Source organism: Streptomyces albofaciens JCM 4342 (assembly GCF_008634025.1).
Classification (GTDB): Bacteria; Actinomycetota; Actinomycetes; order Streptomycetales; family Streptomycetaceae; genus Streptomyces; species Streptomyces albofaciens.
The window spans coordinates 3,355,448-3,368,923 of the sequence record NZ_PDCM01000002.1; the positions used below are offsets into that span (position 1 = coordinate 3,355,448).

Genomic DNA, 13,476 nt, shown 5'->3' on the forward strand with positions numbered 1-13,476 from the left:
GGAAAACGGCCGTGGCCCCCACCTCGCAGGTGGGGGCCACGGCCGTCGGCGCCGGACGCCGGATCAGCCCAGGTCCTCGAAGCCGGGCGGGCGGCCGTCGTTGCCGTTGCCGCCGGTGCCGGCCGTCGGCGGGGAGGCGGGCGGCGTCTCCGGGGGCTTCGAGGGCGTCCGCGACGGCGAGTGCGACGGGGTCCGGGACGGCGTCTGCGACGGCGTGTGGGACGGCGTCTGCGACGGGGTCTGGGACGGCGTCTGCGAGGGCGTCTGGGACGGGGTGTGCGAGGGCGTGTTGCTCGGCGGCGGCGTGTTGGCCGGGCCGGATCCGGCGCCGAGGTCCGTTTCGAGGTCGAACTTGGCCCCGGTGTTGTCGCCGATCGCGGCGGCGGTGTAGGCGGCCCAGACCTTGGCCGGGTAGCCGCCGCCGTTGACGCGCCCGCCACCGCCGGTGCCCTTGAGCGTGACCTGCTTGCCGCCCTTGGACTCCTCGCCGAACATGCCGACCGCGGTGACCAGCTTGGGCGTGTAGCCGACGAACCACGCCGACTTGTTGTCGTCGGAGGTGCCGGTCTTGCCCGCGGCCTGGTAGTCCGTGTTGCCGATGGCTTCCTTGGCCGTACCGTCATTGACCACGCCGCGCAGCACGGAGGTGACGGTGTCGGCGGTGTTGCGGGTCAGCACCTGGGAGCCGATCGGGTCGGGCAGCTCGGTCTCCTGCGAGCCGTGCTCCGCCTTCTTGACCAGGGCCGGGGTGACCTTCCTGCCGTGGTGGTCGAGGGTGGCGTAGGCACCGGCCATCTGGAGCGGGCTGGCGCCCATGGTGCCGAGCGTCATGGCGGGCTGGACGTCCATCCGGCTGCCGTCCATGCCGAGGCTGACCGCGGTCTTCTTGACCTCGTCCAGGCCCACGTCGGCGCCCATCTGCGCGAAGACGGAGTTGACGGAGTTGTTGGTCGCCTGCTGGACGGTGATCCGGCCGTAGGTGCGCTCGTCCTCGTTCGGCGGGGCGAACGGCTTGGTGCCGCCCACGACCGGGCGCCGGTTGCGCCCGTCGTACACCGTGCCGGGGGTGATCGGCACGCCGGACTGGGTCTTGGCGTGGTTCTCCAGCGCGGAGGCGAAGATCAGCGGCTTGAACGTGGAGGCGGGCTGGAAGTCCGCCCGGGTGGCGTTGTTCGTGTAGTGCTTGGTGTAGCCCGCGCCGCCGTACATGGCGACCACGTGGCCGGACTCGGGGTCGACCGAGACGGCGCCGAGCTGGGCGTCCCGGTCCACCTTGCGGACGTCGGGCTTGAGGTCGTCGGTCAGCTTGTTCTTGACCGCCTTCTCCAGCTCCTGCTGCTTCTTCTTGTCGATGCCCAGGGTGATGGTCCAGCCGCCGGCCGCGAGTTCCTTCTCGTCGACGCCCTTGCGGATCAGCTCGTCGTTGGCGGCGTTGATGAAGTAGCCGATCTGGCCGGCCACACCGGGCAGCGGCTTGGGCTTGATGGGCTGCTGGAACGTCTGCTTCCGCCGGTCCTCGGGGCTGAGCCACTTCATCTCGACCATGTTGTCGAGCGTGTACGCCCAACGCTTCTGGACCAGTTCCTTGCCGCCGGCGGAGGCGATGGCCCAGTCGTACTGGCTCGGCGCCTGGAGGAGGGAGGCCAGGTAGGCGCCCTGGCTGACGGTCAGCTTGCCCACGTCCACGCCGTAGTACGCCTGGGCGGCGGCCTGGATGCCGTACGCGCCGCGGCCGTAGTAGCTGGTGTTCATGTAGCCGGCAAGGATGTCCTTCTTGTCCATCTTGTTGTCGACCTTGAGGGAGATGACGATCTCCTGGAGCTTGCGGCTGACCGTCTGCTCCTGGCTCAGGTAGTAGTTCTTGACGTACTGCTGGGTGATGGTGGAACCACCCTGCTTGCCACGGCCCATGAGCGTGTTGAGGATGCCGCGCGCCGTGCCCCGCAGGTCGACGCCGGAGTCCTGGTAGAAGGTCTTGTTCTCGGCCGCGACGAAGGCGTGCTGGACGTGCTCGGGGATCTCGTCGATCTTGACCGTCTCGCGGTTCACCGCGCCCTTGCGGGCCATGACGGAGCCGTCGGCGTACTTGTAGACGTTGCTCTGGGTGGTGGCCGCCGCGTTGCCCTGGTCGGGCACGTCCACGTACAGGTACAGGCCGATGAAGCCGAGGATGCCCAGCAGGCACACGCCGAGGAAGGCCCCGAGCAGCTTCTTCCAGGTGAAGAAGCGGCGTATGCCGCCCTTCTTGGCCTTCGGCTTCGCCCGGCGGTTACGTCCCTGCGCCGCCCGTCTCGCGTCCGCTCGCCCCATCGCTCCCGCAACTCCAGTCGTTCCGCCCCCAATAACTCAGCTCACGAAGCTAACACCGCATCTGTCGACAAATGCTCATCGATCAAGGCTTTTGCCGACGTGACAAAGAGCACCCGTTCCTGGGGGAACCTCCGGTCAAGGATGCCGCACCCGGCTGAGTACCCTCTTAAAGTGCTATCACTTTGCTAGGGTTGCGCTAGTACCACCGACCAGTACGGCCCGGGCCGCGGCGCCTTGTGCGCGGCAGCCCGGGCACGGCCCACCAGAAACGGGGAGAGACATGTCCGACCAGACACCGGCCGGCGGCAACGACGGGGCGGGCGACGGCGCGCAGCTCACGGCCGACGCGCCGGAGATGCCCCGCCCGCAGGTCCGCGAGACACCGGCGCACAGCATCCCGGGCGGCCTGGGCCTGCTGCTCACCGTCCTCGGCGCGTTCGCCGGGCTCGGCATGATCATCGGTGGCGGCGTGCTCGCCTCGAACGGGCACAAGGCGGCGGGCGTCCCGCTGATCATCGTCGGCGTCCTGCTGATGGTGGGCTCGCTGTTCTGCATGACGGGCGTGAAGATGGTCGCCCCGGGCGAGGCCCGCGTCATCCAGCTCTTCGGGCGCTACGTCGGCACCATCCGCGAGGACGGCCTGCGCTGGGTGAACCCGCTGACCGCCGACCGCAAGATCTCCACCCGGGTGCGCAACCACGAGACCGCGGTCCTGAAGGTCAACGACGCCTACGGCAACCCGATCGAGCTGGCCTCCATCGTCGTGTGGCAGGTCGAGGACACCGCGCAGGCGCTCTTCGAGGTCGACGACTTCCTGGAGTTCGTCGCCACCCAGACCGAGGCGGCGGTACGCCACATCGCGATCGAGTACCCGTACGACGCGCACGACGAGGACGCGCTGTCGCTGCGCGGCAACGCCGAGGAGATCACCGAGAAGCTGGCCGTCGAGCTGACCGCCCGGGTGCAGGCCGCGGGCGTACGGATCATCGAGTCCCGCTTCAGCCACCTCGCGTACGCTCCGGAGATCGCCTCGGCGATGCTCCAGCGGCAGCAGGCCGGCGCGGTGGTGGCGGCCCGCCAGCAGATCGTCGAGGGCGCGGTCGGCATGGTCGAGCAGGCGCTGGCCCGCATCAGCGAGCAGGACATCGTGGAACTGGACGAGGAGCGTAAGGCGGCCATGGTCAGCAACCTGATGGTGGTGCTGTGCGGCGACCGGGCCGCCCAGCCCGTACTGAACACCGGCTCCCTCTACCAGTGAGCGAGGGCGGCTCCCAGGACGCGACCGGGGCCACCGGCCCCGGGGACGGCGGGCAGGCGCCGAAGCGGCGGGCGGCGCAGCGGCGCAAGCAGATGCTGCTGCGGCTCGACCCGCTGGTGCACGACGCGCTCGCCCGCTGGGCCGACGACGAACTGCGCAGCGCCAACGCCCAGGTCGAGTTCCTGCTGCGGAAGGCGCTGGCGGACGCCGGCCGGCTGCCGAAGGGCGCGGGCGGCCTGCCCCGGCGGGGGCGGCCGCCGAAGCCGGCGCAGCCGCGGGAGCCGGCGGGGGACGAGGAGCCGCCGGGCCCGGAGGGCGCCGGACCGCGGGAGTGAGAGCCAAAGGCCGGGGGCCCGGCCCGTGCGCGGGCGGGGTCCCCGGCACCCTTTTCCCCGGCTATACACCATGGGTATACACACCATGTAGTGTGTGGCATGTCCATTGGGGCAGGTCCCTCGGGGCGGCCGCGCACCGTATCCGTACGGCTTCGGCGCCCCCGGCAGCGGCGTCGGCCGCCGCCGTCCGGACCACCCCTGCCCGTACTTCCGGAGGCCCTCGTATGACCCCGGCCGGTTCCCTGCTCACGGCCCGCGCGCTGCACAAGGCGTACGGCTCGACCCCCGCGCTCGACGGCGCGGACTTCTCCATCCACCCGGGCGAGGTCGTCGCCGTCATGGGCCCCTCCGGCTCCGGCAAGTCGACCCTGCTGCACTGCCTGGCCGGGATCATCCGCCCGGACTCCGGCAGCGTGCTCTACGGCTCCCGCGACCTGACCCGGATGTCCGACGCGCAGCGCAGCGCCCTGCGGCGCTCCGACTTCGGCTTCGTCTTCCAGTTCGGCCAGCTGGTCCCCGAACTGACCTGCCTGGAGAACGTGGCGCTGCCGCTGCGCCTGAACGGCGTCAAGCGCAAGGAGGCCGAGGAGCGCTCGCTGGAGTGGCTGGAGCGGCTGGAGGTCGGCGAGGTCGGGGCCAAGCGGCCCGGCGAGGTCTCCGGCGGCCAGGGCCAGCGGGTCGCGGTGGCCCGCGCGCTGGCCGCCCGCCCCCGCGTGATCTTCGCCGACGAGCCCACCGGCGCCCTCGACTCCCTCAACGGCGAGCGCGTGATGTCCCTGCTGACCGACGCGGCCCGGGACACCAGCGCCGCCGTCGTCCTGGTCACCCACGAAGCACGCGTCGCCGCCTACTCCGACCGCGAGATCGTCGTCCGCGACGGCAAGGCCCGGGAAATGGCGGGTCTGGCATGACCGCCCTTGAGCACCGCCCCGGCCCCACGGAGCAGCGGGAACCGTCCGGCAAGGCCCCGGCCGGGCTCGCCGTGTGGGTGCGCGACCTCGTCATGGGCATGCGCTTCGCGGTCGGCAGCGGCCGCGAGGGCTGGGTCCGTACGGCGCTGACCGCCGTCGGCGTCGGCCTGGGCGTGGCGCTGCTGCTGGGCGCCTCCTCCGTACCGAACCTGCTGGCCAACCGCGCCGAGCGCAGCAACGCGCGCAACATCGAGTTCGGGGAGCAGCAGGCGCAGCGCTCCGACAGCTCCTTCCTCTTCCACCGGGTGGGTTCCCAGTTCCGCGGCGAGAGCGTGGACGGCGTGCTGCTGCGCCCGGAGGGCGGCCACCCCGCGCTGCCGCCCGGCGTGGACAAGGTGCCCGGGCCGGGCGAGGCGGTCGTCTCCCCCGCCCTGAAGGAGCTCCTGGAGTCGCCGGACGGCAAGCTGCTGCACGACCGGCTCCCGTATCGCGTGGTCGGCACCATCGGCACAGCCGGTCTGATCGGCCCCAGCGAGTACTTCTACTACGCGGGCAGCGACCAGCTCGTCCTGAAGGACGGGAACGGGACCAACCGCGCCGACACCTACGGGTGGCAGGTCCAGTCCCCCGGCATGGACCCGGTTCTGATGGTGCTGATCCTGGTGGGCTGCGTCGTGCTGCTGATGCCGGTGGCCATCTTCATCGCCACCGCCGTCCGCTTCGGCGGCGAGCGGCGCGACCGGCGGCTGGCCGCGCTGCGGCTGGTGGGCGCCGACAACCACATGGCGCGCCGGATCGCCGCCGGGGAGGCCCTGCTCGGTTCGCTGTTCGGGCTCGCCGTCGGCGCCGGGCTGTTCCTGTTCGGCCGGCAGTTCATCGGCGCGGTCGACATCAGCACTCTCAACGCCTTTCCCAGCGACCTGTCGCCGGTGCCCGCCCTGGCCGTGCTGATCCTGCTGGCCGTGCCGGCGTCCGCCGTCGTCGTGACGGTCCTCGCGCTGCGCGGCATCGCCATCGAGCCGCTGGGCGTCGTCCGCAGCGCGGTGCCGCGCCGCCGGCGGCTGTGGTGGCGGCTGCCGATCCCGGTCATCGGCCTGGTGGTGCTGGCGGCGTTCGGCACGGTCGACAAGAAGACCGGCTCGGTCAACACGTACATGATCGGCGGCGGCGCGGTGCTGACGCTGCTCGGCCTGACGATGCTGCTGCCCTGGCTGGTGGAGGCGGTCGTGGCGCGCTTCAAGGGCGGCCCGGTCCCCTGGCAGCTGGCCACCCGCCGGCTCCAGCTGAGCAGCAGCAGCGCGGCCCGCGCGGTCAGCGGCATCACCGTCGCCGTGGCCGGTGCCATCGCGTTGCAGATGCTGTTCACCGCCGTCGGCGACGACTACACAAAGCCCACCGGGCAGGACGCGTCGCGGGCACAGCTCCAGGTGATGCTCCCGGCCCGGGACGGCGCCGGCACGCAGGAGATGATCGACGCGTTCAACGGGACGAAGGGCGTCAGCGGCGTCATCGCCACCATCAACTCGCGGGTCGTCTCCCCCGGTCCGGAACGGGACGAGGGCGGCCTCCCGCTGAGCACCTCGCTCACCGTCGGCAGCTGCGAGACCCTCCAGGAGATCGCCCGGCCGGGCCCGTGCCGGGACGGCGACGTCTTCCTGATCAAGGGCGGTCCCGGCTCCTACATGGACGAGAACCTGCCCAAGGTCACGTCCCCCGGCGCCACCGTGCTGCTCAACGACTTCGACGAGAACGGCAAGCTCAAGGGACGGCCCAGCCCCTGGGCCCTGCCCCGGACGATCCGCCCCGTCGACGCCCGGCCCGACCCGTCCGGTGAGCAGAACACCGGCCTGTTCGCCACCACGGGCGCGATCGACGTCAGGAAGCTGCCCGACCCCACGGCGCGGGCCATGGTGCGGCTCGACCCGTCCGTCCCGGACGCCGCCGAGCACGCCCGCAACACCGCGGCCCGCATCGACGTGACGGCCAACGCCTTCCAGCTCGTGGACACCAGCGACGACCGGCGCTTCGTCAGCGTCCGCAACGGCCTGCTGATCGCGTCGGTGGCGACCATGACGCTGATCGCCGCCAGCATGCTGGTCACCACCCTGGAACAGCTGCGCGAACGCCGCCGTCTGCTGTCGGTCCTGGTCGCCTTCGGCACCCGGCGCGGCACACTCGCCTGGTCCGTGCTGTGGCAGACCGCCATTCCGATGGTGCTCGGCCTGGCGCTGGCGGTGGCCGGCGGCATCGGGCTCGGCCGGGTGCTGCTGGGCCTGGCGGACAAGACCGGCGTCGCGTGGTCGGTGGTGTGGCCGCTGCCGCTGTTCGGTGCCGGGCTGGTGCTGCTCGTCACGCTGCTCAGCCTGCCGCCGCTGTGGCGGATGATGCGGGCGGACGGGCTGCGTACGGAGTGAGCCGAGCGCCGCCGGGCCCGGGCCCGGCGGCGCTATGCACCGCACGTATACACCACGGCTGTACCGACGAAGTAAGGTGGTCCGCATGTCAATCGGTCATACGCTGCTGGGCCTCCTGGAGTCCGGCCCCCGCCATGGCTACGACCTGAAGCGCGCGTTCGACGAGCACTTCGGCCACGACCGTCCGCTGCACTACGGACAGGTCTACTCGACCATGTCCCGGCTGCTGAAGAACGGTCTCGTCGAGGTGGACGGCGTCGAGGCGGGCGCGGGTCCGGAGCGCAAGCGGTACGCCATCACGGACGCCGGCGTGACCGACGTCGCCCAGTGGCTGGCCCGCCCCGAGAAGCCCGAGCCGTACCTCCAGTCGACGCTGTACACCAAGGTGGTGCTGGCCCTGCTCACCGGCCGGGACGCCGCCGAGCTGCTGGACACCCAGCGCACCGAGCACCTGCGGCTGATGCGCGGCCTGACCGAGCGCAAGCGCAAGGGCGACCTCGCCGACCAGCTCATCTGCGACCACGCCCTGTTCCACCTGGAGGCGGACCTGCGCTGGCTGGAGCTGACGGCCGCGCGCCTGGACAAGCTGGCCGCGGTGATCGGCTCGTGACGCCCGCGGGATCGCTGCTGGCCGCCGAGGGGCTGCACAAGGCGTTCGGGCGGACCACCGCGCTGGACGGGGTGGACTTCTCCATCCACCCGGGCGAGGTCGTCGCCGTCATGGGCCCCTCCGGCTCCGGCAAGTCGACCCTGCTGCACTGCCTGGCGGGCATCGTCCTGCCGGACTCCGGCACGGTCCGCTACGGCGACCACGACGTGACGGGCATGAACGACGCCCAGCGCAGTGCCCTGCGGCGCTCCGACTTCGGCTTCGTCTTCCAGTTCGGCCAGCTGGTCCCCGAACTGACCTGCCTGGAGAACGTGGCGCTGCCGCTGCGCCTGAACGGCGTCAAGCGCAAGGAGGCGCAGCGGCACGCCCGCGAGTGGCTGGAGCGCCTGGAGGTCGAGGACACCGCGGGCAGCCGGCCCGGCGAGGTCTCCGGCGGCCAGGGCCAGCGCGTCGCGGTGGCCCGCGCGCTGGCCGCCCGCCCCCGCGTGATCTTCGCCGACGAGCCCACCGGCGCCCTCGACTCCCTCAACGGCGAGCGCGTGATGTCCCTGCTGACCGATGCCGCCCGGGACACCAACGCGGCCGTCGTCCTGGTCACCCACGAAGCACGCGTCGCCGCCTACTCCGACCGCGAGATCGTCGTCCGCGACGGCAAGGTGAAGGACATGCTGGCGGGCCTGATATGAGCCCGTCCGACGCCCGTCCGCCCTCCGGTCCCGGCGGCGCCCCGATCGGCAGCGCGTCCGGATGACGCTGCTCGGCCCCCGTACCAACGGCGCACCCGCCGGACGCGGCGTCCCGTCGAGCGAAGCCGCCGGACCTACGCTCCCGGCCATGCCCGACTCCCCGCCCGCGGGTCCCGCCGCCTGGCTCCGCGACCTGGTCATGGGCCTGCGCTTCGCCGCGAGCGGCGGCCGGGAGGGCTGGGTCCGTACGGCCCTGACCGCCGTCGGTGTCGGTCTCGGCGTCGCCGTCCTGTTCCTCGGCGCGTCCGTGCCCTCCCTGCTCGACTCCTGGCACGGCCGGGAGAAGGCGCGCGAGAACCTCGGGCAGGCGCACGCGCCGCGGCCCGCCGACAACACGCTCCTGTACGCCCGCGCGGACACCCGCTTCCACCACCAGGACATTCGCGGCCGGCTGGTACGGCCCGACGGCACCCGCCCGCCGAAGCCGCCGGGCGTCGCCGAACTCCCGCGCCCGGGAACCATGCTGGTCTCCCCCGCCCTCAAGGAACTGCTGGACTCGTCCGGCGGCAGGGCGCTGCGCGAACGGCTCCCGTACCGCGTGGTGGGCACGATCGGTGACGACGGGCTGCGGGGCCCGGCCGAACTGACCTATCTCGCGGGCAGTTCCGCGCTGTCCGAACAGCGCGGGGCCGACCGCATCGACCACTTCGGGATGGAGTTCGTCCAGCGCCCGATGCGGGCCCCGGCGGTGGTGCTGGTCATCATGACGTGCGTGGCGCTGCTGACGCCGGTCATGGTCTTCATCGGCACGTCCGTACGGTTCGGCAACGAGCGCCGCGAACAGCGGCTCGCCGCGCTGCGCCTGGTCGGCGCGGACGTCCGCACGACCCGCCGGATCGCCGCCGGGGAAGCGCTGCTCGGCTCGCTGGCGGGCCTGCTGCTGGGCGCCGGGTTCTTCCTCGGCGGGCGGCAGCTGGCCTCGGTGGTGACGCTGTGGGACATCAACGTCTTCCCGTCGGACATCGTGCCGGACCCGCTGCTGGCCGCGCTGATCGCGGTGCTGGTGCCGGCCGCCGCCGTGCTGGTGACGCTGTTCGCGCAGCGCGGGGTGACGGTCGAGCCGCTGGGCGTCGTCCGCAACCGGCCGCCGGTGCGGCGGCGCCTGTGGTGGCGGCCGCTGGTGCCGCTGACCGGTGCCGGGCTGCTGGTGACGGTCTCGCGGGACGTCGGCCGGGTGGACAGCCCGCTCAACACGATCTGGCTGGCCACCGGCGCGACACTGCTGCTGCTCGGCGTCACGGCGCTGCTGCCGTGGCTGGTCGACGCGGTGGTCCGGCGGCTGCGCGGCGGCCCGGTGCCCTGGCAGCTGGCCACCCGCCGCCTCCAGCTGAACAGCGGCGCCGCCACCCGCGCGGTCGCCGGGATCACCGTCGCGGTCGCCGGGGCCATCGCCGTCCACATGACCTTCACCGGCATGCAGGCCGGTTTCGCCGGGGCCTACGCCCGTAACAGCCCGGTGGTCGAGATGACCGGGCGGACCGACGGCTGGGCGCAGGTCCGGCACGCGCTCACGCTGCTGCGCGGCACCGAGGGGGTCCGTACCGCCGGCGGCACGATCGACTCGACCGTCGCGGCGGCCGACGACCGCGGCCGGTACGTGGACGGCAGCGACTTCCGGATGGCGGACAGTGTGTTCGCCACCGTCGGCGACTGCGCCCAACTGGCCCTGATCGCCGACCTCGGCTCCTGCCGGGACGGCGACGTCTTCTTCACCGACAACCTGGAGGACCGCGCCTTCGTACGGCCGGGCGCCCGGCTCAACCTCGACCCGCCCGAGGGCGTCGGCCCCGTCCGCCCCCCGCAGCCGTGGACGCTGCCCGCCACGGCGCGCCCGGTCCGGGCGAAGGCCGACGACGACGGTCTGACCACCCACGGCATCCTGATCACCCCGTCCGCGGTGGACGTCGGCCGGATGCACCAGCCCCTCATGCACCTGAGCGTCCGCTACGACCCGCGCACGCCGGACGCGGTGGAGCACATCCGTACCACCGCCGCGCGGATCAACCCGACGCTGGGCGTGATCGCGCGGGCCGAGAACCAGCACGACGGGCAGTACGACAGTCTGCGCACCGGCTTGTTCATCGGCGCGGTGGTCACCCTGCTGCTGATCGGCGCGGGCCTGGTGATCTCCACCGTGGAGCAGTTGTACGAGCACCGGCGCCTGCTGGCGGCGCTGGACGCGTTCGGCACCCGCCGCGCCACGCTCGGCTGGTCGGTCCTGTGGCAGACCGCGATCCCCGTCGTGCTGGGCCTGCTGCTCGCCGTCGGCGGCGGGCTGGCGCTGGGCGCCCTGCTGCTGTCGCTGATCGACAGTGCGGTGTTCGTGGACTGGCCGGTGGTGGCGGGCATGGCGGGCGCGGGGGCGGCGGTGATCCTGCTGGTGACGGTGGTCAGCCTGCCGCCGCTGTGGCGGATGATGCGGCCGGACGGCCTACGGACGGAGTGAACGCAGGTGGGGGAATCCCGACGGCACCGGGCCCGGCGCTGGTGCCGTGATCTTTCCATGGGCGTACGGTTCGCCGTCGACGGCGGGCGGGAGGGCCGGCTCCGCACGGCGCTGACCGCGCTCGGCGTGGGGCTGGGCGTCGCCGTCCTGCTGCTGGCCGCGGCCGTCCCGCACGCCGTGGCCACGGCGGTCGCACGCGACAACGCCCGCTCCGACGGGGTGTTCGAGGGCACCCGTCCCAGCGCCCGTTCGCTGCTGGTCGCCGAGACCGACACCACCTATCGGCGGCAGCCCGTACGCGGCCGGCTGGTGCAGCCCGACGGCGGCCGGCCCGCCCTGCCGCCCGGCGTGACCCGGCTGCCGGACCCCGGCGAGATGGTCGTCTCACCGGCCCTCGCCGACCTGCTGGCCTCCCCGGACGGCACGCTGCTGCGCGACCGCTTCCCCGGCGTCCGCGTCGTGGGGCGGATCGGCGACGAGGGGCTGGCCGGCCCGGGTGAACTGGCCTACTACCAGGGGACGGACCGGCTCACCGGCACCGGCTCCGGTGTGACGCGGCTCCAGGGCTTCGGCCGCGGCCTCGACCCGCACGACTCCGGGGAGGCCGCCGCCGGCAAACCGGTGGTGCTGCTGACCGTCCTCGTCGGATGCGCCGCGCTGCTCACCCCGGTGGCCGTGTTCATCGCGGTGGCCGTGCGGTTCGGCGGGGAGCGCCGCGACCGGCGGCTGGCCGCGCTGCGGCTGGTGGGCACCGACCGGGCCACGACCCGGCGGATCGCGGCCGGCGAGGCCCTGGCCGGATCGCTGCTGGGCCTCCTCACGGGCGCCGCCCTCTTCCTCGCGGTCCGCTACCCGGTCGCACGGATACGGGTGCTGGGCCTCGGCGTCTTCCCCTCCGACGTGGTGCCCGACCCGTGGCTGACGGCGCTCGTCGCGGTGGCCGTGCCGGCCTGTTCGGTCGGCGTCGCGCTGTTCACGATGCGCCGGGTCACGGTCGAACCGCTCGGCGTGACCCGCTCCGCACCGGCGGTACGGCGCCGTCTGTGGTGGCGGCTGCTGCTTCCCGCCGCGGGCGTCGCGCTGCTGTGGCCGAAGGCGGCCGGTGACGCGGCGATCGTGGGCACCAGGGCCGGGGCCCAGGTGGTCGCGGGCACCTCGCTGCTCCTGCTGGGCGTGGCGGCGGTGCTGCCGTGGCTGCTGGACGCGGTGGTCTCCCGGTTCGGCGGGGGCGGCGCGCCGTCCTGGCAACTGGCCGTGCGGCGCCTCCAGTTGAGCACGACCGCGGCGGCGCGCTCGGTCAGCGGCATCACCGTGGCGGTCGCCGGAGCCGTCGCGGTGCAACTGCTGCTGGCGGGCGTGCGGACCACCGACCCGTCGCTGTCGTACCAGTCGTACCGGCCGTCCGACGCGCACCAGGTTCAGGTCGGCACCTGGTACGGACACCGGCTCGACACCCCTGCCGCCGAGGTGTTCCAGCGGCTGCGGGGCACCACCGGCGTGCGGAACGCGTACGGTGTGCTGCTCGACAGCGCGGAGCCCTTGTCGAGCGGCAGGCCCGACCCGGACGCGGGGACCGTCAGGGAGTCCTACGCGCTGGCCGTCGGCGACTGCGGCGCGCTGCGCAGGCTGGCCCGTATCGACCGGTGCGCGGACGGCGACGCGTTCCTCAGCCGGGGCAGCGGCATTCCGGACGACCCCGCCGACTCCGAAGCGCCACGCCTCCCGGCTCCCGGCGCGCGGCTGGTCATCTCCCCCGATTCCGGCCCGGAGGCCGCCCGCAACCCCACCACCTGGACGCTTCCGCACACCGCGCGCACCGTCGCCCCGCGCGCCAACTTCTTCTCCCTGGCGCAGACCAAGATCCTGGCCACACCCGGCGCCCTGGACCCCGCGCTGCTGCGGGCCCCGGTCGCCGAGGCCGAGGTCCATCTCGACCCGGGCCGCCCGGACGCGGTCGAGTACGTACGCAACGCGGCCGCGCGCGTCGATCCGCTGCTGCACGTGTCGGCACCGGGTGGCGGCCTGCGGGAACCCGGCGTGTACGACATCGTCGGCTCGGCGCTCCAGTCGGGCGCGGTGGGCGTGCTGTGCCTCATCGGCGCGGGCCTGCTCATCTCCGTACTGGAACAACTCCGCGAGCGCAGGCGGCTGTTGTCCGCCCTGGACGCCTTCGGCACCCCGCGCCGCACGCTCGGCCGGTCGGTGCTGTGGCAGACCGCCGTCCCCGTCGTCCTCGGGCTGGCGCTGGCCGTCGGCTGCGGTCTGGGCCTCGGCCTTGTGCTGCTGCACCTGGTCGGCAAGCCGGCGCTGCCGGACTGGCCGGGAATCGCCGCCCTCACCGGTACGGCCGGGGCGGTGATCCTCGCGGTGACGGCGCTCAGCCTGCCGCCGCTGTGGCGGATGATGCGGCCGGACGGGCTGCGTACGGAATAGGCGGGGCGGGCGG

9 protein-coding genes are annotated in these 13,476 nt (G+C 73.2%); 8 read left to right on the forward strand and 1 reads right to left on the reverse strand.

All coding sequences use genetic code 11. The features are described from left to right. Positions 1-63: 63 nt before the first annotated feature. Positions 64-2,310: a transglycosylase domain-containing protein gene (locus tag CP973_RS34455; protein WP_150247836.1), complete on the reverse strand. Its 2,247-nt coding sequence runs from the start codon at positions 2,308-2,310 to the stop codon at positions 64-66. A gap of 280 nt (positions 2,311-2,590) precedes the next feature. Between CP973_RS34455 and CP973_RS34460 the strand changes: the two genes are divergently transcribed. The 8 genes from CP973_RS34460 (at position 2,591) to CP973_RS34495 (ending at position 13,463) form a co-directional block, all read left to right on the forward strand. Then, on the forward strand, positions 2,591-3,568 hold the full coding sequence (locus tag CP973_RS34460; RefSeq protein WP_150247838.1) for an SPFH domain-containing protein: 978 nt from the start codon (positions 2,591-2,593) through the stop codon (positions 3,566-3,568). Continuing rightward, complete coding sequence (locus tag CP973_RS34465) at positions 3,565-3,903, forward strand: type II toxin-antitoxin system antitoxin (RefSeq protein WP_150247840.1); 339 nt, start codon at positions 3,565-3,567, stop codon at positions 3,901-3,903. The genes CP973_RS34460 and CP973_RS34465 overlap by 4 nt, the downstream gene beginning before the upstream one ends. A gap of 224 nt (positions 3,904-4,127) precedes the next feature. After that, the gene (locus CP973_RS34470) at positions 4,128-4,814 is read left to right on the forward strand and encodes an ABC transporter ATP-binding protein (RefSeq protein WP_150247842.1); all 687 of its coding nucleotides are present in this window, start codon (positions 4,128-4,130) and stop codon (positions 4,812-4,814) included. Then, positions 4,811-7,228 (forward strand): ABC transporter permease, encoded by a 2,418-nt coding sequence (locus tag CP973_RS34475; protein WP_150247844.1) that lies wholly within the window; start codon positions 4,811-4,813, stop codon positions 7,226-7,228. The genes CP973_RS34470 and CP973_RS34475 overlap by 4 nt, the downstream gene beginning before the upstream one ends. Positions 7,229-7,313: 85 nt before the next feature. After that, the gene (locus tag CP973_RS34480) at positions 7,314-7,838 is read left to right on the forward strand and encodes a PadR family transcriptional regulator (RefSeq protein ID WP_003982738.1); all 525 of its coding nucleotides are present in this window, start codon (positions 7,314-7,316) and stop codon (positions 7,836-7,838) included. Next, positions 7,835-8,524, forward strand: a complete 690-nt coding sequence (locus CP973_RS34485) for an ABC transporter ATP-binding protein (protein ID WP_150247846.1) — start codon at positions 7,835-7,837, stop codon at positions 8,522-8,524. Before CP973_RS34480 ends, CP973_RS34485 begins: the two co-directional genes overlap by 4 nt. A gap of 61 nt (positions 8,525-8,585) precedes the next feature. After that, positions 8,586-11,030, forward strand: a complete 2,445-nt coding sequence (locus CP973_RS34490; RefSeq protein ID WP_150247848.1) for an FtsX-like permease family protein — start codon at positions 8,586-8,588, stop codon at positions 11,028-11,030. Between the two features lie 57 nt (positions 11,031-11,087). After that, a complete protein-coding gene (locus CP973_RS34495; RefSeq protein WP_150247850.1) occupies positions 11,088-13,463 on the forward strand; it encodes an FtsX-like permease family protein in 2,376 nt (791 codons plus the stop codon). Positions 13,464-13,476: the final 13 nt, after the last annotated feature.

What these genes read in the sequence shown, in the direction of transcription:
- CP973_RS34455 (WP_150247836.1), bottom strand. Translation starts at nt 2,310, where the DNA reads ATGGGGCGAGCGGACGCGAGACGGGCGGCGCAGGGACGTAACCGCCGG.
- CP973_RS34460 (WP_150247838.1), top strand. Translation starts at nt 2,591, where the DNA reads ATGTCCGACCAGACACCGGCCGGCGGCAACGACGGGGCGGGCGACGGC.
- CP973_RS34470 (WP_150247842.1), top strand. Translation starts at nt 4,128, where the DNA reads ATGACCCCGGCCGGTTCCCTGCTCACGGCCCGCGCGCTGCACAAGGCG.
- CP973_RS34475 (WP_150247844.1), top strand. Translation starts at nt 4,811, where the DNA reads ATGACCGCCCTTGAGCACCGCCCCGGCCCCACGGAGCAGCGGGAACCG.
- CP973_RS34480 (WP_003982738.1), top strand. Translation starts at nt 7,314, where the DNA reads ATGTCAATCGGTCATACGCTGCTGGGCCTCCTGGAGTCCGGCCCCCGC.
- CP973_RS34490 (WP_150247848.1), top strand. Translation starts at nt 8,586, where the DNA reads ATGACGCTGCTCGGCCCCCGTACCAACGGCGCACCCGCCGGACGCGGC.
- CP973_RS34495 (WP_150247850.1), top strand. Translation starts at nt 11,088, where the DNA reads ATGGGCGTACGGTTCGCCGTCGACGGCGGGCGGGAGGGCCGGCTCCGC.